The sequence below is a fragment of the Clostridium sp. AF32-7AC genome, assembly GCF_003477925.1.
GTDB lineage: Bacteria > Bacillota > Clostridia > Lachnospirales > Lachnospiraceae > Otoolea > Otoolea fessa.
This window is the reverse complement of the sequence record NZ_QUEG01000004.1, coordinates 34,690-58,930: the sequence shown is the minus strand read 5'-3', so window position 1 is coordinate 58,930 and position 24,241 is coordinate 34,690. Positions and strand designations below refer to the sequence as shown.

The 24,241-nt window shown below is 50.0% G+C and carries 23 protein-coding genes; 19 read left to right on the top strand and 4 right to left on the bottom strand.

Annotation, left to right across the window (positions count from 1 at the left end; all coding sequences use genetic code 11):
• Nucleotides 1-15: 15 nt before the first annotated feature.
• The 3 genes from DWZ45_RS07320 to DWZ45_RS07310 all read left to right on the top strand — a co-directional run bounded on the left by DWZ45_RS07320 (nucleotide 16) and on the right by DWZ45_RS07310 (nucleotide 3,974).
• Entirely contained in the window at nucleotides 16-771 is a 756-nt protein-coding gene (locus DWZ45_RS07320; protein WP_182426648.1) for a HesA/MoeB/ThiF family protein, read from the top strand.
• A 204-nt stretch (nucleotides 772-975) separates the two neighbouring features.
• A complete protein-coding gene (locus tag DWZ45_RS07315) occupies nucleotides 976-1,569 on the top strand; it encodes a TetR/AcrR family transcriptional regulator (RefSeq protein ID WP_107001407.1) in 594 nt (197 codons plus the stop codon).
• Between the two features lie 146 nt (nucleotides 1,570-1,715).
• Nucleotides 1,716-3,974, top strand: a complete 2,259-nt coding sequence (locus DWZ45_RS07310) for an excinuclease ABC subunit UvrA (protein WP_118468384.1) — start codon at nucleotides 1,716-1,718, stop codon at nucleotides 3,972-3,974.
• A gap of 58 nt (nucleotides 3,975-4,032) precedes the next feature.
• Here the strand turns inward: DWZ45_RS07310 and DWZ45_RS07305 are convergent, their stop codons facing one another.
• From DWZ45_RS07305 to DWZ45_RS07295, 3 genes are all read right to left on the bottom strand, one after another.
• Entirely contained in the window at nucleotides 4,033-4,290 is a 258-nt protein-coding gene (locus DWZ45_RS07305) for a DUF4177 domain-containing protein (protein ID WP_022360320.1), read from the bottom strand.
• Nucleotides 4,291-4,338: 48 nt separating this feature from the next.
• Nucleotides 4,339-5,874 carry a BCCT family transporter gene (locus DWZ45_RS07300; RefSeq protein ID WP_118468382.1) on the bottom strand — a complete coding sequence of 512 codons (1,536 nt, stop codon included), beginning with the start codon at nucleotides 5,872-5,874 and terminating at the stop codon, nucleotides 4,339-4,341.
• Between the two features lie 347 nt (nucleotides 5,875-6,221).
• The gene (locus DWZ45_RS07295) at nucleotides 6,222-7,115 is read right to left on the bottom strand and encodes a glycyl-radical enzyme activating protein (RefSeq protein ID WP_107001410.1); all 894 of its coding nucleotides are present in this window, start codon (nucleotides 7,113-7,115) and stop codon (nucleotides 6,222-6,224) included.
• A gap of 799 nt (nucleotides 7,116-7,914) precedes the next feature.
• Between DWZ45_RS07295 and DWZ45_RS07285 the strand changes: the two genes are divergently transcribed.
• The 9 genes from DWZ45_RS07285 (at nucleotide 7,915) to DWZ45_RS07245 (ending at nucleotide 16,957) form a co-directional block, all read left to right on the top strand.
• Nucleotides 7,915-9,360 (top strand): sodium:proton antiporter, encoded by a 1,446-nt coding sequence (locus DWZ45_RS07285; protein WP_227589679.1) that lies wholly within the window; start codon nucleotides 7,915-7,917, stop codon nucleotides 9,358-9,360.
• Between the two features lie 13 nt (nucleotides 9,361-9,373).
• Entirely contained in the window at nucleotides 9,374-10,588 is a 1,215-nt protein-coding gene (locus DWZ45_RS07280; protein WP_227589680.1) for a cytidylate kinase-like family protein, read from the top strand.
• A gap of 244 nt (nucleotides 10,589-10,832) precedes the next feature.
• Nucleotides 10,833-11,312 carry an acyl-CoA thioesterase gene (locus DWZ45_RS07275; protein WP_107001412.1) on the top strand — a complete coding sequence of 160 codons (480 nt, stop codon included), beginning with the start codon at nucleotides 10,833-10,835 and terminating at the stop codon, nucleotides 11,310-11,312.
• Nucleotides 11,313-11,400: 88 nt separating this feature from the next.
• Nucleotides 11,401-11,682 carry a sporulation transcriptional regulator SpoIIID gene (gene spoIIID, locus DWZ45_RS07270; protein ID WP_117796058.1) on the top strand — a complete coding sequence of 94 codons (282 nt, stop codon included), beginning with the start codon at nucleotides 11,401-11,403 and terminating at the stop codon, nucleotides 11,680-11,682.
• Between the two features lie 219 nt (nucleotides 11,683-11,901).
• Nucleotides 11,902-12,696, top strand: a complete 795-nt coding sequence (locus tag DWZ45_RS07265; RefSeq protein ID WP_118468380.1) for a sirohydrochlorin cobaltochelatase — start codon at nucleotides 11,902-11,904, stop codon at nucleotides 12,694-12,696.
• 152 nt (nucleotides 12,697-12,848) lie between these two features.
• Nucleotides 12,849-14,183 (top strand): ABC transporter substrate-binding protein, encoded by a 1,335-nt coding sequence (locus DWZ45_RS07260; protein WP_243023465.1) that lies wholly within the window; start codon nucleotides 12,849-12,851, stop codon nucleotides 14,181-14,183.
• Between the two features lie 36 nt (nucleotides 14,184-14,219).
• Entirely contained in the window at nucleotides 14,220-15,296 is a 1,077-nt protein-coding gene (locus DWZ45_RS07255) for an iron ABC transporter permease (protein ID WP_182426647.1), read from the top strand.
• A gap of 28 nt (nucleotides 15,297-15,324) precedes the next feature.
• Nucleotides 15,325-16,467, top strand: coding sequence for an ABC transporter ATP-binding protein (locus DWZ45_RS07250; protein ID WP_118468376.1), 1,143 nt, complete (start codon nucleotides 15,325-15,327; stop codon nucleotides 16,465-16,467).
• Between the two features lie 55 nt (nucleotides 16,468-16,522).
• Entirely contained in the window at nucleotides 16,523-16,957 is a 435-nt protein-coding gene (locus DWZ45_RS07245; RefSeq protein WP_107001425.1) for a protease complex subunit PrcB family protein, read from the top strand.
• A 120-nt stretch (nucleotides 16,958-17,077) separates the two neighbouring features.
• On the opposite strand, the gene DWZ45_RS07240 is transcribed toward DWZ45_RS07245, so the two are convergent.
• Nucleotides 17,078-18,022 (bottom strand): D-2-hydroxyacid dehydrogenase, encoded by a 945-nt coding sequence (locus DWZ45_RS07240; RefSeq protein ID WP_022360306.1) that lies wholly within the window; start codon nucleotides 18,020-18,022, stop codon nucleotides 17,078-17,080.
• Nucleotides 18,023-18,694: 672 nt separating this feature from the next.
• On the opposite strand from DWZ45_RS07240, the gene DWZ45_RS07235 reads away from it, so the two are divergent.
• From DWZ45_RS07235 to DWZ45_RS07205, 7 genes are all read left to right on the top strand, one after another.
• On the top strand, nucleotides 18,695-19,648 hold the full coding sequence (locus DWZ45_RS07235; protein WP_118468374.1) for a hypothetical protein: 954 nt from the start codon (nucleotides 18,695-18,697) through the stop codon (nucleotides 19,646-19,648).
• A gap of 165 nt (nucleotides 19,649-19,813) precedes the next feature.
• On the top strand, nucleotides 19,814-20,050 hold the full coding sequence (locus DWZ45_RS07230; protein ID WP_347475383.1) for a hypothetical protein: 237 nt from the start codon (nucleotides 19,814-19,816) through the stop codon (nucleotides 20,048-20,050).
• Nucleotides 20,051-20,070: 20 nt separating this feature from the next.
• On the top strand, nucleotides 20,071-20,253 hold the full coding sequence (locus DWZ45_RS07225) for a DUF4250 domain-containing protein (RefSeq protein WP_022360303.1): 183 nt from the start codon (nucleotides 20,071-20,073) through the stop codon (nucleotides 20,251-20,253).
• On the top strand, nucleotides 20,225-20,668 hold the full coding sequence (locus DWZ45_RS07220; RefSeq protein ID WP_118468373.1) for a type II secretion system protein: 444 nt from the start codon (nucleotides 20,225-20,227) through the stop codon (nucleotides 20,666-20,668). Before DWZ45_RS07225 ends, DWZ45_RS07220 begins: the two co-directional genes overlap by 29 nt.
• Nucleotides 20,669-20,964: 296 nt before the next feature.
• Complete coding sequence (locus DWZ45_RS07215; RefSeq protein WP_107001428.1) at nucleotides 20,965-21,708, top strand: lysophospholipid acyltransferase family protein; 744 nt, start codon at nucleotides 20,965-20,967, stop codon at nucleotides 21,706-21,708.
• A gap of 3 nt (nucleotides 21,709-21,711) precedes the next feature.
• Complete coding sequence (locus tag DWZ45_RS07210) at nucleotides 21,712-22,836, top strand: bifunctional chorismate mutase/prephenate dehydratase (protein WP_118468371.1); 1,125 nt, start codon at nucleotides 21,712-21,714, stop codon at nucleotides 22,834-22,836.
• A 106-nt stretch (nucleotides 22,837-22,942) separates the two neighbouring features.
• The gene (locus DWZ45_RS07205; RefSeq protein WP_182426646.1) at nucleotides 22,943-24,241 is read left to right on the top strand and encodes an ATP-binding protein; all 1,299 of its coding nucleotides are present in this window, start codon (nucleotides 22,943-22,945) and stop codon (nucleotides 24,239-24,241) included.

Here is a 24,241-nt window from a genome sequence, read left to right as displayed (position 1 = left end):
AAAGGAGACGCTGGTTTGGAGATAGACAAAGAACGCTATAAAAGAAATCTTCTCCTGCCGGAGGTAGGAGAAGAAGGACAGAAAAAGCTGGCGGAAAGCCGGGTGCTGGTAGTCGGGGCGGGGGGACTTGGATCTCCCGTCAGCCTCTATCTGGCAGCAGCAGGAGTCGGTACGATCGGGATTGCTGATTTTGACCGGGTGGATGTCAGCAATCTGCAGCGGCAAATCCTTTACCGGGAACAGGACATTGGAAAAGCAAAAGCAGAACTGGCGGCGGAGCAGCTTCAGAGCCGGAACCATTCGGTGCAGGTAGAATTATACCCAGAGGGGATTACAGCTGAAAATGCAGAAGAAATTCTTGCAAAGTTTGATGTGATTGTGGATGCTTCGGATAATTTTCCAACCCGCTATCTGCTGAGTGACACATGTATGAAGCTGGGAAAGCCGGATGTATATGGAGCTATCTGTGAATTTGCGGGACAGGTTACCGTGTTCGCATCGGACGGACCATGTCTGCGCTGTCTCTGTCCGGAGGCAGAGGACCCATCCGGAAACCCGAATTCGGCTGCTTATGGTGTGCTTGGCGTGATTCCCGGTATGATCGGATGTATGCAGGCGGCAGAAGTATTGAAGCTTCTTTTGGGCAAGGGAGAGCCGCTGATTGGAAAAATGCTGTTCATTGAAGCCAAAACGTGGTCCACGGATCTGATAGAAGTTCCGGTGCATCCCCAGTGTAGCTGCCATACACATACCAAAGTTCACCGGACGTGAAAACGGTATTAAAAATAGACATATGGAACAATCTCTTTACTTCACAGGAAAAGAATGATAAAATAAATTAAATTGTCGAAAGCAGATGAGGAAGATTATCCACTCTGCTTTCGGCTGGATTCAGGTAAACAAAAAGGTAAATTAGATGACCAGGAATGTTTCCCTGAAATTACGATTATTGAGAAGTTAAGAGGTAAAAGGCAAATGGCGAAGGGTAATAACACAAAAGCAAAAATTGCCCGTGTTGCATGGAAATTGTTTCATGAGAAGGGATATGAGGAGACGACGATCGATGAGATTATCCTGCAGTCTGGAACATCAAAGGGAAGCTTCTATCATTATTATAGTGGAAAGGATGAGCTTCTGGCATCTCTCCCAGAGATCTTTGATGCAAAGTATGAAGAGGTAATGCAGGCGCTGGATCCGGAGATGGACAGCTTTGACAAGCTTATGACGCTCTGCTTCAGTGTACATGATCTGATAGAGTCGGATATCCCGGTAGGGCTTCTGGCGTCACTCTATTCCTCACAGGTGGTGACAAAGGGGGATAAGCATCTTTTAAACCAGAACCGTTTTTACTATAAGATGGTAAATCAGCTGGTCGATGAGGGGCAGCGCCGGGGGCAGATTACCCGCAGTATGCCATATTACGAGATTGCACATATGTATGCACTCTGCGAGAGGGCAATCATCTATGATTACTGCATTTCAGACGGTGGCTATGCGCTTGGAGAGTATACAAGAAAGACAATGCCTTTGCTGTTCGGCGGAGTGCGTGTAAAGCAGGAAGTCAAATAAAAAAGCAGACGGAAAATGCTTCTTAGGGGTATTTTCTGTCTGCTTTTGTGCGTGATAGCCGCGTACAGATCAGGATAGCATTGAGTACCTTTAAAATAAAGGAACCTGGGACGGGAAAATGCAGCTTAAGAAAGGAAAAATGCCAGATGGAACGAGAAAATCAGGAGTATATAAGCATTGTGAATGCAACGGAAAACAACTTGAAACATGTGTCGTTGAAAATTCCGAAAAAGAAAATCACGGTTTTTACCGGTGTGTCCGGTTCGGGCAAATCATCGCTCTGCCTTGATACGATTGCGGCAGAGTCGCGGCGGGAGCTGAATGTGACATTTCCAAGTTTTGTCCAGCAGTTTCTGCCGAAATATGGTCGTCCGGAGGTTGAGCGCATGGAGAATCTTCCGGTCACGATCGTGATCGATCAGAAAAAGCCGGTGGCAAACTCCCGCTCAACGGTCGGCACATACACCGATATCTATGCGCTGCTGCGCCTGCTCTTCTCACGTGTAGGCAAACCGTTTGTCGGCTATTCGGACAGCTTTTCCTTCAACCATCCGAGCGGCAAGTGTGAGCGCTGTGAGGGCCTGGGCGTTGTGACGGAGCTGGACATCCACAAGCTGGTGGATTTTGATAAATGCCTAAACGATGAGGGCGTTATCCAGTGGCCGGCGTTCACGACCGGCGCATGGCGGTGGAAGCGGTACGCGTACAGCGGTCTGTTTGATTTGGACAAGAAGATCAAGGATTATTCGAAGGAGGAGATGGATTTATTTCTCTATTCGCCGCAGATCCGCCTGAAAAATCCGCCGGCAAACTGGCCGAAATCCGCGAAGTACGAGGGCATTTATCCGCGTATGTACCGCAGTATCATTACATCTAAGGAAGGACAGCTTCACAAGAAAGAGCTGGATCGCATTGTCAGCACCTTTACGTGTCCGGAGTGCCACGGGGCGAGACTGAATGCGAAGATCCGGAGCTGCCTGATTAACGGAAAAAATATCTGCGAGGTTTCGGATATGCCGATCCCGGAGGCGGCAGAGTTTATCCGCCAGATTGATGATCCGCTGGCACGCGATATCAAGACCGAGATCCTGAAGCGGATGAATGCGCTGATTGAGATCGGACTCAGCTATCTTTCTTTAAGCCGTGGAACAGACACTCTCTCCGGCGGCGAGGCGCAGCGTATCAAGATCGCGCGATACATCAATTCGCCGCTTACCGATATGATGTATGTGCTTGATGAGCCAAGTGTCGGACTGCATTCGCGTGATATCCAGAATCTTAAAAATTCGCTGATCAAGCTGAAAGAGCACGGAAATACCGTGATGATTGTGGAACACCACCGGGAAGTCATCGCGCTGGCGGATCACATTGTGGATATGGGACCGGAAGCGGGCATAAACGGTGGACAGATCATGTATCAGGGAAGCTACGAGAACCTTTTGAAAGCGGACACTGTGACCGGGCGGATGCTGCGGACGAAAACGCCGATGAAGATGGAGTACCGCAAGCCGACCGGATGGTATCAGGTCGAGCACGCGAAGCTTCATAACTTAAAAGATCTGAGCGTAAAGCTGCCGCTTGGCGTGATGACGGTCATCGCCGGTGTGGCTGGTTCGGGAAAAAGCTCCCTGATGGAATATTTTATGAGCCAGTATCCAGGCGAGGTGATCTCGATCCGGCAGAAGGATATCGGTATCAATCTGCGTTCGACCCCGGCGACGTATCTGGATATCGCGGATGCGATCCGGGCGCTTTTTGCGAAAGCGAACCATGTCGCACAGGCATATTTCAGTTTCAATTCCAAGGGCGCCTGCCCGGCGTGCCAGGGAAAAGGTGTAATTATATCGGATATGGCATATATGGACTCGATTGAGACGGTCTGCGAGGTCTGCCACGGAACGCGGTATTCGGAGGAGGTGCTGCACTATCAGTACAAGGGAAAAAATATTGCGGAAGTCATGGATATGACCGTCCGTCAGGCGATCCAGTTCTTTGAAGCTGAGGATTTTGTGAGGAAACTCGATACGCTGGTACAGGTCGGACTCGGTTACCTGCACCTGAATCAGTCGATGACGACGCTTTCCGGCGGCGAGCTGCAGCGTGTGAAGCTGGCGAGCAAGCTGGATGAGCGGGGACAGATATTCATTCTGGATGAGCCGACCGACGGGCTGCATCTCGACGATATCCGCCGTCTGATGAAGCTTTTTAACCGGATGACCGATCAGGGCAATACACTGTTTATCATCGAGCACAGCCTGGATGTGATGAAGGACGCCGACTATATCGTGGAGCTTGGACCGGGCGGCGGACTCGCAGGCGGCAGTCTGCTCTTTGCCGGGACACCGAAGGAGATGCTGGAAGCGGAGCGGAGTGTGACGCGGGAGTATCTGCGGGAGAGCTTATAGATAAAGAAAAATATCCCGAATGCATCGGAAAGTGCATTCGGGATATTTTTAACAACACTTAATCAATTCGTTCAAATACCATGGTAGCTTGAATTTTATCGCCGCCAAGAAAACCCTTAGAGCCAGAAGATGTTGTTGAGATCGTGTGAAGCCGGTATCCTTTGGCCGCTTGTTTATTAATTTCTGATTGCAGATTAGTAAGACTTGCTGTGCCTGAACCAGTGCCAAGTAGTTTTTCTGTTAAAACAACCTGTAAAACAACATATTTGTCCCCATTATTTCCTGCAGCTTTTCCTGCAACATCATCCCATGCCATAATGCTACTCCTCCTTTGCATATTTAAACTGACTTAATGATATCACAATTATATTTCCCTGGAAAGATATTTCTTCGCATCCTTAAAAAACGCCGCCACGATCAGGAGAATGATAAACGCGATCGGAAATGCTGCAATGATGGACACGGTCTGCAGGTTTGCCATTGAATTATCACTGAAAATGAGGACCATCGGCAGTAGAATCAGGCTCAGGGACCAGAAGGTTTTGATCGCCATGTGCGGTTCGTCCTCGCTTGTCAGGTTCTTGTAGGAGTAGGCGGAGGCAACCAGTACGATCGCGTCAAAGCTGGTGGCATAGAAGGCGATCATCGCCGCCGCGAGCAGAACGAGAACCATCGGGGCGAGCGGAAGCGTGCGGATGATGGCAGTGATTGTGGAATAGAGGTCGCCACTGGCGGCATAAAGCCCCATGACATCCAGTTTTCCGAACACCTGGAGTCCCAGGCTGTAGTTTCCGAGGATAATAAAGCTCACAAACGTGCCGCCAAGCCCGAACACGTAGCCGCCGAGGATTGTCTGCCGGATCGTACGTCCACGAGAGATGGTTCCGATGAAGAACGGGGCAGCGACGCACCAGACCATCCAGTATGCCCAGTAGAACATTGTCCATGTCTGCGGAAATGAGGTGGTGCGCTGTGGGTCGGTGTAGGTGGAGAGTCCGATAAAGTTCTGTACCAGATTTCCGATGGAGGAAAAGCCGGTTTCGATGATATAGCGAGCTTCACCGCCAAACAGCAGCACATACGCCAGAAGAGCGAAGAAGAGGTAGACGCAGGACGCCGCGAGCTTCTGGATGCCCTTCATGCCACGCACGACGGAAACGGTATATACCAGGCAGGTGACTGCCAGAATCGCGATGGTGATGAGGCGGGTGTCGCCGAATCCGAAGAGTTCGGAGACGATCTGGCTCATCAGAGGGGTCGCCAGCGTAAAAGTCGTGGTTGTGCCGGCCAGCAGTGCGAAGACCGCCATCAGATCAATCAGGGTTCCGGCAAGCCCGTCTGTGTGTTTTCCGAGGATCGGGCGGCAGGCTTCGGAGTATTTCTGTTTATGGCAGCCGCGCACATGAAGCATGAAGCCAAAGGCAGCGGCGAGCACGACATAGAAGCCCCACGGGATCGGACCCCAGTGAAAGAGCGGGTATGTGCTCGCCCAGTCCTGAATACTGCCCATTTCTGCCAGATGCGGGTCATTGGCGTAGAGAACCCACTCACACAGGGAGTAAAAGAGAATGTCCGCCGCAAGTCCGGAGGTAAACATCATCGAACCCCAGGCAAAATTGGAATAGAGCGGCTTCTCATCCGGTTTTCCGAGCCGGATGGTTCCGTAGCGGGAAAAGGCGATGTAGATTGACAGAAGAAAAATGCCGAGTCCGATGGCAAGGTAGCCGACACCGAAGTTTTCCCCGAGAAAGCTCCGGAGATTTTCCAACACTGCCTTGGATGCATCTGGCGCAGCCAGAAAGCAGAGACAGAGTATTATAATAAGAAGAAATGGGACGACCATCGTGGTCCAGTCCAGGCGTTTTGGCTCTGGCGCTGTTTGGGATTGTGGATTTTGCATGGGAAACCTCCTTTTAAATCATTTGTAAAAATGAGGATTTTTGCAAATGGTTTATGTTCATTTTTTGATAAATAAATTAAATATTGAACACATTATAGCATTGGGTGGAAAAAAAATCAATGAAAAATTTGGGAAAAAATAGAGAAACAAGGAAATAGATGTTACCGGTTCACGGGTAGGCACTTTTGGAACCGAAAGTGCCGTAAGAAAACGTGGTGGCAGCAGGAATTTTCCGTATTGAAATGCGAAGCCACGGCAAATTTCGTTACTGGGCACGTATGCGTGAACAGTAACGAATCGATAGAAAAATGTATGGGAGGCGGCAATGGAAAAAACCTGCCGCCTCCCTACTGCTCAATCTGCACATCAAATCCCAGTCCGCGCAGCATATTCGCATAATTCTCCATATCCTGGCCGGAGAAGGTCTGCTCGCGGGCAAGCGTCGGAGATTGCGTGTATTTTTCATATTTAATGATCCCCAGATTTGAATAGGAGAGCAGAATTACATGTCTGATGTGGTGCTCAGACAAAAGGTGGGCATACCTGCGGGCATCGATGAGCGTGTCGTTGATGCCGGGGGTAATGGTAATGCGGACCGCCACTTTTTTTCCGATAGAGATGGCAAAGTCCAGATTTTCCAGAATCGAATGATTTGAGACACCGGTGAACTGGACATATTTCTTTTCAGAATAATGTTTTAAATCGATGATAATCATGTCCGCGTTGGCGATGAAGCGGGAGAAAGCCAGCGGTTTGGCGAAAGCGGTCGTCTCAATCGCGGTGCGGATGCCGTGTTCTTTACATTTTTTCAGGACAGCGGTGGCTGCTTCCGGCTGCATCAGCGGATCGCCGCCGGAGAGAATGACGCCGCCATTTCCATAGAGCTCCCGGTCGGCAAGAATTTTTTCCATGATTTCATCCATATCCATCATCTGACCGACGAAATGAAGCATTCGGGACGGACAGTGATCCGTACAGGCACGGCAGAATGTACAGGTGTCCGGGGTAAAGGTGAGACGGTTGTCTGAAAATGCCAGACTTCCGGTGGGACATTCGCTGACACAGAGATTGCAGTAGAGACAGTGCTTGCTGTCCCAGAGAATCCGGGTCGGGCGCTCATGCGCCTGCGGTGTTGAACACCAGACACAGCGCAGGGGGCATCCTTTAAAATAAATCGTAGTTCGCAGCCCGGAACCGTCAGCCAATTCATTTCGTTTGATCTTAAATATATTCGCCTGCATGAATACAATACTCCTGAAAATCCTTCTGATATTTATAAAACACGATAAGACATTGAGTATTCCGGCACGGGATGGCACCGGAATTTCCGAATGGATTCGTAATACATCTGAATGCAAAATACAGGCTAACTATAGCATAAAGAAGATAAAAAGTAAATGAGACAGTTTCTCCAATTTGCTGCTTGATTTTTTTACAAAGATTTGACAAAAAAGCGGAAATAAATTTTACAAAAAAGCGCTATAATAAAACAGGTTCAAGAGAGAATATGTGTGAACGCTGCGAAAGAGCAGGTTATACAGCGGCAGATTTGCCAACTGGCACATATCGAAAAAGAAACCACGAAGGAATACCGCGAGAGATCGGGCGGCTGGCTTAAAATGAAGCGCGAAAACAGCTGCAGGAAAAAGATGGAAGATGGCGGGGAAGATATGGAATTGAAATATGAACTCTGGAAAGAGAGTATAGTTCAAGAAAAAGTTATATGTGAATGTAGGAAGCGTCTGTCGGGATATCGGCGGGCGGTTTTTTGTTTCATAGTAGAATTAAATATATCATTTGTGAAATTACAGTATTATACATAATTTCTATATACAAAAGAGGTATTTGTTTATGTTATGAGCACAGGCTTACAACACTTATTAATAAGAATTAATATAAGGTACTTTTAACGAAAAATTTGCGGAAAATCACGCTTACAACGTGAAAAACACGGTTGTATTTAGGAAATAAACTTGTTATAATGAGTGGCTGAAATGGAAAATGTAAAACAAAAAAGAAAAAAGTTGGGAGGTTACGAAGGTGAAAAGATTGAGTGCGTTTTGCGCGAGCCTGGGATTATTTTTGATGGCAAATCCGATGACGGCTCTGGCAGCAGAACAGGAAGGCGGTGCATCGGCATCCTCTGTGCCGCTCTGGATGTGTATTCCATTTGCGGGACTGCTTCTCTGTATTGCGATTCTGCCGCTTGTGAAGGCAGAATGGTGGGAAGAGCACCAGCCTCATGCGGTTGCTCTTTGGTCAATTCTTTTTATCATTCCGTTTGCGATGCGTTACAGTGCGGGGACAGCACTGGAAACGGTTCTGGAATGTCTGGTCAATGACTATTTGACCTTTATTATTTTGTTATTTGGACTTTTCTGCGTTGCCGGTAATATCACGATGTCCGGTGACCTGGCAGGTTCTCCGCGTGTCAATGTAGGACTACTGGCACTGGGAACCCTGCTTTCAAGCTGGATCGGTACGACCGGTGCCAGTATGCTGATGATTCGTCCGGTTGTCAAGATGAATGCATGGAGAAAGAAGAAACGTCATATCATTATCTTCTTTATTTTCCTTGTATCCAACATCGGCGGATGTCTGACCCCGATCGGTGACCCGCCTCTGCTGATGGGCTTCATGCGCGGCGTACCGTTCTTCTGGAGCTTACATCTGGCGCCGATCTTATTCTTCAATATGCTGGTGCTGCTGACAATCTTCTATTTTATTGATAAGAGGGCATATCGTCAGGATATCGCGAGCGGTCTGAAACCGGATATCAGCAAACCGGGTACCGAAGTAAAGCTGCGCGGCGCGCACAACCTGATTTTCCTGGTTATGATCGTGGCAGCCGTTATTTTAAGCGGTACCTTACCGTCCATGCCGCAGTTCCAGGATGCAGCCGGAAAGGTGCTTGGCATCCATCTGTTTGGAGAGGTAGAATTAAGCTATCCGGCCATCATTGAGATTGTGATCATTCTGGTGGCGGCCTTCCTGTCCTTCAAGACCACGAAGGTTGAGATCCGCCGTGAGAACCACTTTACCTGGGGCGCGATTCAGGAGGTTGCGGTTCTGTTTATCGGTATTTTCATCACGATGCAGCCAGCCCTGATGATTCTGAAAGCAAATGGCGCGAACCTGGGCATCTCCGAGCCGTTTGAAATGTTCTGGGCGACCGGTCTGCTGTCCAGCTTCCTGGATAACACGCCGACCTATCTGGTATTTTTAACAACGGCAGGTGCGCTTGGATTTACGGAGGGCATGGTGACGACGTTAGGAACGGTTCCGATCAAGATGCTGATGGCGATCTCCTGTGGTGCGGTATTTATGGGTGCGAACACCTACATCGGAAATGCACCGAACTTCATGGTTAAGTCGATTGCGGATGAAAACGGTGTGCGTATGCCGTCCTTCTTCGGATATCTGCTCTGGTCGTTCGGTATTCTGGTTCCGGTCTTTGCACTTGATATGCTGTTATTCTTTTTATAGGGGGTGAGTGACGATGAGCAACAATCAGGAACATACCAATACAGATAATATGGAAAATCAGACGCAGCAGGCGCTTGAAAAGGACAGCGCCCAGTATGCGAATGAAGTAACGGGTGCGGAAAATGCAGCCGAAAAGGATTCAGCAGGGAAGAAGCCGGGCAGCACGGTGCCTGGAAGAGATGAAAAACGAATCCGTGAACTGGCGGAGAGTATTTACGATCTGGATGCGGAGGTTTATGCACAGTTAGGTTCTTCTCTGGGACGTGTTTTCAATCGTGACCGGAAGCGCTGCGTGGATGAGCTGACTCATCTGATGCTGACACGCCCGCAGGGTAACCTGGTTCGAAGTGAGATTGCCCTGATCGGAAACATGGCGCGTACCATTGAGAATAAGGAAGAGCGGAAGCTCGTCATGACCGAGTACAACCGGATTTTGACCGAAGTCATGAGTCTGCCGACCAGTTTCGCGAGCGGCGACGTTATCAACGCAGAGCTGGCGAAGCTGAATACATTTAACCTGAAAAACCGTTTCTCCGAAAATGACCACCTGATCGTATGTATCAGCTGGACCTACGGAAGCGGCGGTGTAAATATCGGATTTAAGCTGGCAGATAAGCTGAAAATCAATTTCTACGACGCGGAGATCTTTGAAGCGGTTCTGAAACGTCTCGAGGCTCAGAAGGATTCTATACAGGATTCTGTCAGCTACGGAATCAAGCCGGGAATCAAGAAAGAGCCGGCGCACGATCAGGATGCCAATGTAAACCCGAGTGAGGCATTCATCCCGGAGCGCCATCTGACCCTGCGCCAGCGCATGCGCGAGTTCAGCCGTTTCCACGGACTGCCGAAGCGTGATGCGGTCTTCTTCAACGAGAGCGACCTTCTGGTTGACATGGCGAAGAAGGAAGATTTTGTTATTCTGGGACGATGCGGAGATGCCATCATGGCAAACAACAACATCCCGCATATCAGTATCTACATCACGGCGCCGTTTGAGCAGCGTATCAAACGTGCGATGGAGATTGACAGTTCCCTGACGGTCAAGCAGGCACGCCATATGTTAAAGCATCTGGATCATGTCCACAGCCAGTACTATCATTATTATACAAACCGAAACTGGGGACATTCCAACAACTATGATCTCTGTATCAACAGTGCCAGCTACGGTATCGATGGAACCGTGGATTTCATCTATCGGATGATCATGGCGCGGGAAGAGGATAAATAAGAGAACGGCTGAAGATGATGGGAGTCAGCGAAAGACAACAGACGCTGCTCCCAGATTCTTCGGTCGTTTTTTTACATTTATAGTTTACTGCCAATAGAATGTATAACTAAAAAGATTCAGAATTTTTGCGGCGGAATACTTGCAAATTTGAGGGAAAGCCAGTATACTAGGTACCATATCACAGGGAAGTCCTTCGAAAGCGGGAGATTGGAAGAGGCATCCTTCTCGAAAGGAGAAATAAATTATGGAAGAAAGAATTATGCGCCGCGTAGCGGATTCAGCTGTTATCCAGACACAGCTTGTATTAAATAGTCACTTAAATGGTGCTGGTCGTTTGTTTGGCGGTCAGCTGATGGAATGGATCGACGTTGTAGCGACCGTTGTAGCGCGCCGCCACGCGCACTGCAATCCGACAACTGCATCGGTTGATAACCTGCAGTTCAAAGAGGCAGTCCACCTGAACAATACCCTGATTATCGAGGGTAAGCTGACTTACGTTGGAAGAACCTCCATGGAAGTGCGCGTCGATACATTCGTAGAGTCTTTAAGCGGTGCGCGTAAACTGGTTAATACCGCTTATGTGGTTATGGTAGCGCTGGATGAAAACGAGCATCCTATGGAGGTTCCGGGACTGCTTGTCGAGACCGATGAGGAGAAGGCAGAGTGGGAAGCTGGCGTGAAGAGAAACGACTTGCGGAAGCACCGCCGTGCGGAGAACTACTAATCGGCAGTGTTTTTGTTTGGGAAAGGGAATTTGCATAAACCGGAAACAGATGTAATAAGATGTAAAAAACGTTCTCAGGGGAACTCCCATGAAGGAATATATCGAGGAACGGGCGGTTGCGATCGCTAATTACATCATAGACTACAATGCGACAGTGCGGCAGGCGGCGCGGAAATTTGGGATCAGTAAATCTACCGTGCATAAAGATGTGGCCGAGCGCCTTTCCCATATCAATCCGCCGCTTGCATCCCGGGCGCGTGTAGTACTGGACATCAACAAAGCGGAACGCCATATCCGGGGCGGGATGGCGACGAAAGAAAAATATGAGCATGAGCACCAGCTGCGCGCGTGCAGCCGGGACGAGAAATAGAAAAGCTGGTAAAATCGGAGCTGAAAGCAGAAAAAGGGGCATTCCGCCTGGACGGGCGGAGTGCCATTTTTTCTGCTTCATTGCAAACTATTTCAAAATATGCTATAGTAGCTTCGATTCATGAAGCTATATGTCAGCCAGATTCAGGCATATGGCAGCGTAGGGGGAACGGGAAAATTCTGAATTGAAAGATAAAAAACAAAGAGGAAGAATGGATAGATGGAACCAAGACAGGCAATCCTGGTAGTCAGCTTCGGGACAAGCTACAATGACAGCCGGGAAAAGACGATCGGGGCGGTTGAGCGTGCAGTGGCGGAGGCATTTCCGGCATATGAGGTGCGCCGGGCATTTACCAGCCAGAGGATCATTGATAAATTGAAAAAGCGGGATCAACGGTCGATCGACAATCTGAAGGAGGCACTTGACCGGGCAGCAGCCGATGGGATTAAAAGTCTGATTGTGCAGCCGACCCATCTGATGGATGGATTTGAATACATGGATGTAAAAGCGGAAGTGGAAGCGAATCAGGGGCGTTTTGAACGGCTGGCGCTGGGAGCACCGCTTCTTGCCAGTGAAGCGGATCTGGATGCGGTGATCCTGGCGATGGCAGGAGAACTGGGCGGATATGACGATGGAAAAACGGCACTCTGCCTGATGGGGCATGGGACGGACGCGGCTTCCAATCAGGTGTATCAGAAGATGCAGGATAGGATGATCGCGGGCGGCTATGCAAATTATTACATCGGAACCGTGGAGGCGCAGCCGGATTTACAAGCGGTGATCGAGAAATTGGGCGCGCAGAAACACTATCAGAGGGCAGTGCTGCAGCCGCTCATGGTGGTTGCAGGCGACCATGCGAATCAGGATATGGCAGGTGAAGAGGAGGATTCCTGGAAGAGCCGCCTGGAACGCGCCGGATACCAGGTGGAATGCCGCATCCGGGGACTGGGAGAGGTTGAGGCGATCCGGAAGCTGTATGTGGCGCACGTGAGAGAGGCAGAGTGGGAAAAATGAAGAAAATAGGATGGATAACGGGAAAGAAAAGGTTACTGTACACGGGTAGGCACTTTTGGAACCGAAAGTGCCGTAAGAAAACGTGGTGGCAGCAGGAATTTGCCGTATTTAAATGCGAAGCCACGGCAAATTCCGTTACTGGGCACGTATGCGTGAACAGTAACAAGAAAATGGCACTTAGGATGGCAGGACTGTCGCTTATGGGGGTGCTGCTCTTGAGTGGCTGTGGAAATACGGGAAAGAGTGCGGTGGCGGCAGCGTCGTCTACATCCGCCAGTGAGATATCCAATGAGGCGGGTAAAGGTACGAAAGTGTCCCAGCCGGCAGAAAACGTGGATGCACAGGTGGCGGAGGCATCACTTCCACAGCCGGGTGAGGCGATCAGTGCGTCCCTGGCCTGGAAATCGCGGATGGAGCTTGCCTATGCGACCCAGTTTGCGGTCGATACCTATGAGGATGCGGACGGGATGCAGTACGAAGCAGTTTCGGTTGCGGATGGAAGCCGTTTTCTTCTGATTCCAGAGGGCGGAAAGGTGCCGGAAGATCTTCCGGATTCGATCCAGGTGCTTAAGCGCCCGGTCAAACAGATTTATCTGGTAGCGACCGCGACCATGGATATGTTCCGGATGCTGGGAGCGCTCCCGGATATCCGGTTTTCGGGAACCGATGCGTCGGGCTGGTACATCCCGGAGGCAAAGGAGGCGATGGAGAATGGGTCAATTCTCTACGCAGGCAAGTACAGCGAACCGGATTATGAGCGGATTGTCTCGGAGGGCTGCGGTCTGGCAATAGAAAATACGATGATTCTCCATTCGCCGGAGGTAAAAGAAAAGCTGGAAAGTTTCGGAATCCCGGTGCTTGTGGATCATTCCAGCTACGAAGCACATCCGCTGGGGCGGACGGAATGGATCCGCCTGTATGGAGTGCTGACCGGTAAAGAAAAAGAGGCGGAAGCGGCATTTGCAAGGCAGGAAGCAGCTTTGCAGCGTGTTACAGAAGAAGGTTCGGATGCGGAGAACGCAGGCGGGAGCGTGAAAACAGAACAGACGGCACAGGCGGAAAAGCCGTCGGCGGCGTTTTTCTATATTACGAACCAGGGCAGCGTGAACGTGCGCCGTTCCTCTGATTATATACCGAAAATGATAGAATTAGCGGGCGGCAGATACATATTCAGTCATTTGGGGGATGACGGAAAGCGGTCTTCGACCGTCAATATGCAGATGGAAGAATTTTATGCAGCCGCGAAAGAATCCGATTATCTGATTTATAACAGTACAATCGACGGGGAGATTCACTCAATTTCGGAGCTTTTGGCAAAAGCGCCGGTTCTCAAGGATTTCAAGGCGGTACAGGCGGGAAATGTCTGGTGCACGACGAAGAATCTCTATCAGGAATCCATGTCGGTTGGAGCAATGCTGGAAGATATCCATGCGATTTTCAGCGGAAGCCAGGAAGATGGGACATATCTGTATAAATTGCAGTCGTGAGGATGGAAAGTGTAATAAAGATAGATAGGAGAAACGATGCGTTCAGTATCAGAAGCAAACAGACAAAAACAGGAAAAAAAACAAAGAAACCTGGCGCAGGCAGGCAGACAGGTGCGGATCGCAGGCGCATTTCTGCTTCTGATTATGCTGCTGCTCCTGTCGCTTATCTGGAGTGTCTGTTCAGGCAGTGTATCGGTTCCGATCATGGAATTTTTACAGGAACTGCGGGAGCCTAAGCTGCGTGGAATGGCGTGGACGATCATCTGGGAGATCCGTCTGCCGCGCGCGCTGGCGGCGCTGATCCTTGGCGGGGCGCTGGCACTGTCAGGGTATCTGTTACAGACCTTTTTCCACAATCCGATCGCGGGTCCCTTTGTGCTGGGAATTTCTTCTGGTTCAAAGCTTTTGGTAGCACTTGTGATGGTCGGATTTCTGGAATGGAATATTACGATCAATTCGGGGATGCTGGTGGCAGCGGCATTTGCCGGAGCGCTTCTCTCTATGCTGTTTGTGCTCCTGGTCGCGCGGAAAATGGAACAGATGGCAATGCTGATCGTCGGGGGCGTGATGATCGGCTATATTTGCTCGGCAGTCACGGATTTTGTTGTGACCTTCGCCAGCGATGCGGATATTGTCAACCTGCATAACTGGTCGCGCGGAAGTTTTTCTGGTATGACCTGGGAAAATGTGGCAGTCATGGCGGGCGTGACCTTTGTCTCAGCGGCAGCGGTGTTTCTGTTATCCAAACCGATCGGCGCATACCAGATGGGGGAGACGTATGCGAAAAGCATGGGAGTCAATGTCGCACATCTGCGTTTCTTTATGGTGATTTTGTCCAGCATCTTATCTGGCTGCGTAGCGGCATTTGCCGGTCCGGTTTCCTTTGTTGGAATCGCGGTTCCGCATCTGATCCGCTGGCTGTTTGCCGATACAAGACCGCTGGTGCTGATTCCGGGCTGTTTCCTGGGCGGAAGCGTGTTCTGCCTGTTCAGCGACTGGCTGGCGCGGACGGTCTTTGCCCCGACGGAATTGAGCATCAGCACGGTAACAGCTGTCTTCGGTGCGCCGGTCGTGATTTTTGTGATGATGCGGAAACATCGAAAGAGCACCTGAAGCATAGAGCAGCGGAGGAGAAAATACCATGAATCCAGAAAATGAGGAGAAGATCTACTTTTATACAGAGGACTTACAGGTTGGATACGGTGGAAAACAGATCTTAAATCCAGTCCGGATCGGGATAAAGAAGGGTGAGATCCTGACTTTAGTCGGACCGAATGGAGCCGGAAAATCGACCATTTTAAAGAGTGTCGCCGCGCAGCTTCCCCCTCTGGGAGGCGCGGTTTACCTGGACGGCGCGGACCTTCTGGGAATGAAGGGAACGGAGCGCGCACGGAGGATGGCGGTCATGTTTACGGAAAAGGTTCATGCAGAGTGGATGACCTGCCGGGATGTTGTGGCAGCCGGGCGTTATCCGTACACGGGGCGGTTTGGTGTCCTCTCGGAGGAGGACTGGAAGGCAGTTGATGAGGCGATGGAGGCAGTGCAGGTATCAGAGCTTCGGGAGCGGGACTTCCAGACGCTCAGCGACGGTCAGCGGCAGCGGGTGATGCTGGCGCGGGCGCTCTGTCAGGAGCCGGAACTGCTGCTTCTCGATGAGCCGACTTCCTATCTGGATATCCGTTATAAGCTGGAATTTATGTCGGTCTTGCAGGAGCTGGCGCGCCGCAAGAAGGTGGCAGTCATTTTATCCATTCATGAACTTGATCTGGCGGAGCGCGTCTCTGACTGGGTGCTGTGCGTCAGCCCGGGGCAGGAAAGCCGGTTTGGACGCCCGGAAGAGATGCTGACTCCAGAACATCTTTCCGAGCTTTTCCAGGTCGAGGAAGGGCGCTTCCGTCAGACAGGCGGCAGTATGGAGCTTCCGCGTCCGGAGGGGGCACCAGAGGTGTTTGTGCTGGCAGGAGGAGGAAGCGGGCGCGCTGTCTTCTGGCAGCTTCAGAGAGCTGGAACCACGTTTGCGGCAGGGATCGTATCGGAAGCCGACTTAGATTATCCGGCGGCTTGTACATTGGCGTCCAGATTGATTGCAGTCCCCGCATTTGAAGAAATATCAGAGGAAAAGGAACAAGAAGCCAGAGAATGTCTGGATGCGTGCCAGTGCGTGATTGCGTGCCGCAGGCAGTATGGGGGCTGGGCGGCGGCGAACGACCGGTTGCTGGCGTATGCCAGGGAAAAAGGAAAAAAGATTGAATATCACAACCTTCCGCTTCATAAAATGCAGTAAATCAAAGCATTTTGCCGCGTGGCTGCGTGCAGGGGAGCGGGAGGTTTTTTATTTGATGAAAAGTAAGAAAAGCAGGAAAAAATGGCTTCTAAGCCTTATGGTTGTGATGGGAATCTTTCTGGCGGGGGTCTATGCGGTTGCATGCGGCGGTGAAAAACAGGCAGAAAAATTGCGGGATCTGGAATTTGCCGTCATAGGTCCCGATGAGACGCCGCAGGAGCTGGCGCAGATCATAGAAGAAAAGAAGAACGATTCCTTCCGCCTGACTTACACAAGCGGAAATGACCTCTACATAGCTGCCGGGTACGGCAAGCAGGAGACCGGCGGTTACAGCATTACGGTTCCGGAGTTGTACCTGACGGACAATTCGATCATCGTCAAGACCGAGTTAAAAGGACCGGAGAGAAGCGAGCCGACCGGGGAAGAGCCGTCGTATCCGTATATTGTGCTGCGGACGGAACTGCTGGAGGAACCAGTGGTATTCCAGTAGTTTCCTATGAAACAAAAAAACAGGAACCGGCGAGAGTATCATCCGGTTCCTGTCTTTATGCAGTTTCTGCAGAACGATTTCCGCAGGATTTCCTATATGAGTATAAGACTGGTTTCCTGATTACAGGGAAAGAGCCTCTTTTACCTTGGAAATGATGTGAAGTCCGATGTCTCTGGAAGCATCTACGGACTGAGCGCCGATGTGCGGGGAAACGATGAAGTTGTCGCACTCGAACAGCGGGCTTGCGAATGTATCATCACCTGTCAGACCGCTGCCAGCCAGCTCGTTCTCCATAACGTCTGCTGCGTAGCCGCCGATCTTGCCAGCTTTCAGAGCCTCGTACATGTCTTTCTCGTTTACGATACCACCACGGCTCATGTTCAGAACAACTGCATCATCCTTCATCTCAGCGATGGACTTAGCGTTGAACAGATCCTTTGTCTCTGGTGTCAGCGGTACGTGGATAGATACGAAATCAGCTACCTTTAACATCTCGTCTACGGACATGCCAGTTGCATGCTCTTTCTCGAAATCTTCCGGTTTCAGGAATGGATCGTAAGCAACGACAGTCATACCAAATGCACGACCAAGTTCGCCGACTCTCTTACCGATACGACCGAAGCCCATAACACCCAGAGTCTTGCCGCGAAGCTCACGACCTTCGAATTTATATTTGTTCCACTCGTGTTTTACTTTTACATCGTAGTTAGCTGTGAAAGTACCACGGGAGATATCTAACATCTTGGAAATGGTCAGCTCTGCAACTGCGTTAGCGTTTAAGCCCGGTGCGTTGAAGATCTGGATTCCTTTGGATTTTGCATAGTCCATATCAATGTGGTTCAGACCAACGGAGCAAACGCCGATAACCTTCAGGTTCTTAGCAGCGTCGATGATCTCCTGATCGATCTTCGGATCTACACGCATGATCAGAACGTCTACGTCACCGATTTCAGCTAATAACTGATCCTTGGTGGACGGCAGATTCTCTGCAGTTTTAACTTCCATGTATTTGCTGAGTTCTTCAGCAATACCAGCGTATACTTTGTCAATGATAAGACACTTCATAGTTTAATTTCCTCCGCTCTTATTTTGTAAAATGTACCTATATGCAAGTATACCTAAAATCTGCTGTTCAGTCAAGTCATTTTGCCGTACCAAACAGAAAGTCGTATTCGATTTTTTGTATAACACTTATAAGTAAATGATGGATAAAAAGGTGTTTTTGTAGAAAATGCCGCGGGAGCGATTTATAAATTGTATTTTGAGATAGGGCAGACTATAATAAAGGTACAATGCAGTTCAAAGTCCGGTTCCGGACGGCATTCGATGATTCTGCCCGCAAAGAGGGCATCTGTGATTCACAGAAATATCCGGGTATTTATGAAATTTCATAATGCATTTTTTGTTTCAGGGGAAACTGCGTCCTATGAAACAAAAAAATAGCAGTCATATGATTGAGCAGTGCTGAATATAAGTATCATATCGTTACTGTTCACAGGTAGGCACTTTTGGAACCGAAAGTGCCGTAAGAAAACGTGGTGGCAGCAGGAATTTGCCGTATTTAAATGCGAAGCCACGGCAAATTCCGTTACGGGGCACGTATGCGTGAACAATAACAATTTTAGAAAGGATGGAGAAGGTTGAGAGAGGAGTACGGAAATTTAGAACGTGCTTACGAAAGAATGCGGTTCGGCTGGCAGGAGACATTTGCCGGGGAATGGCAGAAAGGGAGAATGTATGGGGAAAAGAGAAGACAGAAGATATGGCTGGAGGCTGGCAGTGCTGACATTTGTGCTGCTGTGCCTGCAGGGCACCGGCGGACAGGCTTACGCACAGGAAGATAAGGCGGGAGAACGGCGGATCCGTTATTCTTCTTCCTATTTGAAAGAGGCTGAGATACCAGAAGCGCCGGAAGAATATCTGGAAGAGGGGAAAATTACCTACCGGCTTGTGGGGACAGAGATAGAGGCGGTGCCGGTGCGCGGCAGAACGCGGGAGGTTTCGGGGGAGATGGTCTATCCATCCGTGACGCGGGAACAGGAGATCCCGGCGAGAGCGCCGATGGAGGTGGAGGATCGGGAGAGCCGGAAGACGGTATCGGTTATGCTGGATCTGAAAAGAACCTCTTATGAGAACGAACACTGGCAGGATGGATTTGAGATTTCGGTCGTATTTCACGAATACGGGGCGGACACATACCGGCTGGGTGGAACTGCCGTGATGCATGATGAGAAAGTGCCGCCATTGGAGGTGTGCAGGGAAGACCTGCTTGCAAGTGCAGGGCTATCGGAGGATGAGGTGCAGATTGAGTCGGCAAGCTGGGAGGGAGATGCTTATCAGGATGAGGCTGGCATCTGGTGCCGCAATGCGGCGGTACAGGCAAAACGCCGCGTATGGGATTGCCGGGCAGTGTACGGGGGAACGGTCAGACTTCCGGAATATGAGCGTTACCGGAGGCGGATGGAGTATGAAAAAGCGGAACTGGATGTGGAAGAGATGACAGAAATAGAAGTGGATCCGGGAACTCTGGTGGAAACAGAGACTGCGCCGGTGGAAAACCTCCCGCTTCCGTTCTGGAGACGGTGGATTCACTACGGACTGACGATCAGTGTAAGTCTGCTGCTGCTTTTACTGGCATGGCTTGGATTTCGGCAGCTGCGGCGGATGGCGCGTGAAAAAAACGAACGGTAGGTTATGTGGGTGCAGTTGATAAAAGGAAAAAAGTGCCGTATACTAGAAAACTGGTAAGCTGGCGGTTATGGTTCGTGTAAAAAAAATTTGAAATCAGAGGCACGGCGTGAGGATATGCCGGCAGCCAGAATTGGGGATCAGACCAGAAAGAAGAGGAAAAACGGCGTGACAAGAGATGTTGTATTTAAAATGGAACGTCCGGGACTGGTAGAAGTCGGACAGACAGTAGAGGTGACGGAGTCGGTGACGCCGTTTAATGTCAATTATATGATTGAACCGGCGGTGGCGATGTCGGGGCTTTTTAAGCTGAATGACCGGATTCCCGCCGATCACGGCGTGGTAAAGGCGATCGAGGAAAATGGCCGCGGTTACTATGTGACGGTTACGTTTGAGTATGAATAAAAGGACAGAAAGGGAAAAAGATGGCAGGAAAAATACCGAACGATCCGATTATGTGCCTGAGCTTTGTGAACACACAGCTCAGAGATTTTTACCCGGATTTAGATGAATTATGCAGTGCGTTTGATACAGAACGGTCGGAGCTTGAGAAGAAGCTGCAGGCGGTGGGATATACCTATGACAGAGAAAAGAACCAGTTCCGCTAGGGCACGGTCAGGCTTTACGCTGGCAGAGCTGCTGATCGTGACCGGGATTGTGGCGATTCTCGTTGCAGTTTCGATCCCGATCATGTCCGGACAGGTACAGAAAGCGAAGGAAGTGCGGGCGAAAGCCGAGGCGAGGATTCTATGCATGGCGCTCTGGATGTATCTACATGATTTGGATGAACAGGACATTCATCCGGAAAGCTGGGAGCTGATGATGGATCTGGGTGGTTCTTTCCGGGAACTGGGAGAAAATCCGCTGGAAAACTATCTGGATGGAGAGATTTCTGAGGATGTGTCTATCTACAGCGTGTATTACAGCGATACACTGGAAAGCTATGAGGGAATCTTGTGCGAGATAGGTGGAATCGAGGTGGAAGCGCTGATCAGCGGAAAGACGGAGATTGTGAATCCATAAAAAATAGAGAGGCAGGTTACTGTTCACAGGTAGGCACTTTGGGAACCGAAAGTGCCGTAAGAAAACGTGGTGGCAGCAGGAATTTGCCGTATTTAAATGCGAAGCCACGGCAAATTCCGATACTGGGCACGTATGCGTGAACAGTAACAGAGGCAGGATGTCTTACAAGGAAAGTCTTGTAAAACCCTGCTTCTTTCTATATAATGAGACAGTAAAGCAGTCTGTCTGGAAATGAAAATAGCAGGATAAAAACCAGACGGTTTCGGACAGATACAAGAGAAAAGAGAGGTATCAGTATGTTTCGCGCGATAAAGATAGTAGGAACGATCGTCAGCTTCCTTGTTGGTTCCATCGGCACATTGCACCGTATGGATAAACAGGGACAGGTAGATCCGGTCGCAGTGGAGGAAGAAAGCACCCAGATGGTGCGTAATATTTTTGAAAAACTGCTCAAAATGGCAGGTGTGACGGTAGAGGTGCGCGGATATGAAAATATTCCGCAGGATCGCCCGGTGCTCTATGTGGGAAACCACCGGAGCTATTTTGATATCCTGGTTGGCTATACGACGGTTCCGGGACTGATGGGATTTGTGGCAAAGAAAGAGATGGAGAAGATTCCGCTCTTGTCAAAATGGATGCTCAATGTCAACTGTCTGTTTTTAGATCGGAACAATATAAAAGAAGGTTTAAAAACGATTCTGGCGGGGATCGAGAAGGTGCGCCGCGGCGTTTCTGTCTGGATTTTTCCGGAGGGAACCCGCAATAAAAATGAACAGCTTTCAGATCTGCTTCCATTTAAAGAGGGAAGCTTGAAGATTGCAGAGAAATCTGGCTGTCCGGTTGTTCCAGTGGCGATCAAGGGAACAGCGGAGGTCTTTGAGAAGCATATTCCACTTATTTGTCCGAGCCATGTCGTGATTGAGTTCGGCGAGCCGTTCATCGTGAAAGAGCTGGATCCGGAGAACCGGAAGTTTGTCGGCGCATATACGAGAGAAAAGATCGCAGGGATGCTTTCAGAGATGGAAAAGGAGAACAGCTAAGAGATGGATTTGCTGGAGATAAGAGGGCGTCTGGATCAGATTGACACCCAGATAGAAAAGTTATTTGAGGAGAGAATGCGCCTTTGCAGCGAGGTGGCAGAGTATAAGATCGCGACCGGAAAGGCGGTTTACGATGCCGAGCGTGAGAAACAGAAGATCGAGTCAGTTCAGGCGATGGCAGAGGGCGAGTTCAACAAGCAGGCGGTTGCCGAGCTGTTTTTGCAGATGATGACGCTGAGCCGCCGGTATCAGTATCAGACGATCGCAGGGCGCGTCGGCGGTCCGGATCTGGGCTTCCATAAGGTGGAGAAGCTTGAAACAGCCGGAAAACGCGTGGTGTTCCAGGGATTAGAGGGCGCTTACGGTCATGCGGCGGCGCTGCAGTTCTTTGGAAAAGACGCGGATATCCATCATGTACGCCGGTTCGAGGATATGATGGTGGAGATTCAGGAGGGAAAATCTGATTTTGCGGTGCTTCCGATTGAAAATTCTTCCGCCGGTGCTGTGACGGACAACTATGATTTGCTTTTAAAATACGACAATGTGATTGTGGCGGAAACATTTCTGCCGGTACACCACTACCTGCTTGGCACACCGGATGCGGAACTTTCCGATGTGAAGCGTGTTTATGCACATCCGCAGGCGCTGATGCAGAGCAGCGACTTCTTAAACCAGCACGACTGGCAGCAGCTCAGCATGGAAAATAATGCTGTGGCGGCACAGAAGGTACGCGATGAGAAGGATCCGTCACAGGCGGCAGTGGCAGGTGAGGTGGCAGGTGAGATTTACAGGCTCAAAAAGCTGGCAGGTCCGATCAACAACTGTCCGGACAACACGACCCGTTTCCTGATTTTGGCGAAGGATCGCGTCTATCAGGCGGGCGCAGAGAAAATCAGCCTCTGTTTCGAGCTGCCGCACCGCAGCGGTACGCTGTACAGCATGCTCGGCAATTTTATTTTCAATGACGTCAATATGCGGATGATCGAGTCCCGCCCGATCCCGGAGGAGAGTTGGCAGTACCGCTTCTTCGTGGACATCGAGGGAAACCTGGAGGATGCCGGTGTGCAGAATGCACTGTACGGAATCATGCGCGAAGCGAAAAATGTAAAAATATTAGGAAATTACTAGACTCTTTAGCTTAGGACAAGACAGAATGGGGTGCTGTCCACGGGCAGGCATTTTTGACACTGAAAGTGCCGTAAAAGCATGTGATGGTAACCGGAAAGGCAGAATAATGGAAGAAAAAAGAAAAAATACGATGATTTTATACCGCAACCTGCGGTATCAGCAGTTATTTGACGACATGTGCAGCCTCTTAAAACCAGAAGAAGGCGAGGCACGCCCGGATGCATATGCATGCGCGAGTCAGCTCATCGATCTGGCAGTGACCTATGGATTCCGCGGAAACCTGTGGCATTGTTTCCTAGCGTTCTGCATGGCAAACAATGAAAATGCCTACAGCACATCCTGTGAGATCATCGGACCGGTCGGCGGCAGCTTGAGCGAGCTTGCACGTCACGATTTTGCACAGGTCAGAGAGCTTTTTTCCCTGGATATTGCCTGTCTGGACGAGACTGAGAACGGCATCTGGTCGGAGATGAAGCATTACGAAAATGCGCTGGAAAACAGCAAGGCGTTCAACCACCGCATCCGCGATCGGATCGTTGAATTATCGGTTTCCCTGGAGCATGCGGAGAGTGATCAGGAATTTCAGGATATCGTGACCGAATTTTATAAAGAATTTGGTGTTGGCAAGTTTGGCCTTAACAAAGCATTCCATATTATCATGGATGAGGAGGCAAAACAGGTCGATATCGAGCCGATCACGCGCGTGGAACATATCGAGCTGAGCGATCTGGTCGGCTATGAGCTGCAGAAAGCCAAGCTGATTGAGAATACCGAGGCATTTATCGAGGGGCGCGCGGCAAACAACTGCCTGCTTTTCGGTGACAGCGGTACCGGTAAATCATCCAGTATCAAGGCGATCTTAAATCAGTATTATGACCGCGGACTCCGCATGATCGAGGTGTACAAGCATCAGTTCCGCGGACTGTCAGATGTCCTGGAGCAGATCAAAGACCGCAACTACAAATTTATCATTTATATGGACGATCTTTCCTTTGAGGAATATGAGCTGGAATATAAATATCTGAAAGCAATCATTGAGGGTGGTCTCGGCATTAAGCCGCAGAATGTCCTGATTTATGCGACATCGAACCGCCGTCACTTAATCCGCGAGAAATTCAGCGATAAGCGCGAGCTGGACGACGATCTGCACTCCAACGATACGGTGCAGGAAAAACTGTCTCTGGTTGCGCGTTTTGGCGTCACGATCTACTACGGCTCACCGGACAAGAAAGAGTTCCAGAACATCGTCCGCGTACTGGCAGATAAATACCACATCCATATGCCGGAGGCAGATCTGCTTCTGGAAGCCAACAAGTGGGAGTTAAGCCACGGCGGGCTGTCCGGACGTACTGCCACCCAGTTTATTGCAAACTTACGCAGCAAGCTGAAAGGAGAGATCAAGTAA

Excerpts from the sequence above, each read along its gene's own strand:
- DWZ45_RS07315 (WP_107001407.1), top strand. The coding sequence starts at position 976 with ATGGCGAAGGGTAATAACACAAAAGCAAAAATTGCCCGTGTTGCATGG.
- DWZ45_RS07310 (WP_118468384.1), top strand. The coding sequence starts at position 1,716 with ATGGAACGAGAAAATCAGGAGTATATAAGCATTGTGAATGCAACGGAA.
- DWZ45_RS07305 (WP_022360320.1), bottom strand. The coding sequence starts at position 4,290 with ATGGCATGGGATGATGTTGCAGGAAAAGCTGCAGGAAATAATGGGGAC.
- DWZ45_RS07300 (WP_118468382.1), bottom strand. The coding sequence starts at position 5,874 with ATGCAAAATCCACAATCCCAAACAGCGCCAGAGCCAAAACGCCTGGAC.
- DWZ45_RS07295 (WP_107001410.1), bottom strand. The coding sequence starts at position 7,115 with ATGCAGGCGAATATATTTAAGATCAAACGAAATGAATTGGCTGACGGT.
- DWZ45_RS07280 (WP_227589680.1), top strand. The coding sequence starts at position 9,374 with ATGAGCAACAATCAGGAACATACCAATACAGATAATATGGAAAATCAG.
- DWZ45_RS07275 (WP_107001412.1), top strand. The coding sequence starts at position 10,833 with ATGGAAGAAAGAATTATGCGCCGCGTAGCGGATTCAGCTGTTATCCAG.
- spoIIID (WP_117796058.1), top strand. The coding sequence starts at position 11,401 with ATGAAGGAATATATCGAGGAACGGGCGGTTGCGATCGCTAATTACATC.
- DWZ45_RS07265 (WP_118468380.1), top strand. The coding sequence starts at position 11,902 with ATGGAACCAAGACAGGCAATCCTGGTAGTCAGCTTCGGGACAAGCTAC.
- DWZ45_RS07255 (WP_182426647.1), top strand. The coding sequence starts at position 14,220 with ATGCGTTCAGTATCAGAAGCAAACAGACAAAAACAGGAAAAAAAACAA.
- DWZ45_RS07250 (WP_118468376.1), top strand. The coding sequence starts at position 15,325 with ATGAATCCAGAAAATGAGGAGAAGATCTACTTTTATACAGAGGACTTA.
- DWZ45_RS07245 (WP_107001425.1), top strand. The coding sequence starts at position 16,523 with ATGAAAAGTAAGAAAAGCAGGAAAAAATGGCTTCTAAGCCTTATGGTT.
- DWZ45_RS07240 (WP_022360306.1), bottom strand. The coding sequence starts at position 18,022 with ATGAAGTGTCTTATCATTGACAAAGTATACGCTGGTATTGCTGAAGAA.
- DWZ45_RS07235 (WP_118468374.1), top strand. The coding sequence starts at position 18,695 with ATGGGGAAAAGAGAAGACAGAAGATATGGCTGGAGGCTGGCAGTGCTG.
- DWZ45_RS07225 (WP_022360303.1), top strand. The coding sequence starts at position 20,071 with ATGGCAGGAAAAATACCGAACGATCCGATTATGTGCCTGAGCTTTGTG.
- DWZ45_RS07220 (WP_118468373.1), top strand. The coding sequence starts at position 20,225 with ATGACAGAGAAAAGAACCAGTTCCGCTAGGGCACGGTCAGGCTTTACG.
- DWZ45_RS07215 (WP_107001428.1), top strand. The coding sequence starts at position 20,965 with ATGTTTCGCGCGATAAAGATAGTAGGAACGATCGTCAGCTTCCTTGTT.
- DWZ45_RS07210 (WP_118468371.1), top strand. The coding sequence starts at position 21,712 with ATGGATTTGCTGGAGATAAGAGGGCGTCTGGATCAGATTGACACCCAG.
- DWZ45_RS07205 (WP_182426646.1), top strand. The coding sequence starts at position 22,943 with ATGGAAGAAAAAAGAAAAAATACGATGATTTTATACCGCAACCTGCGG.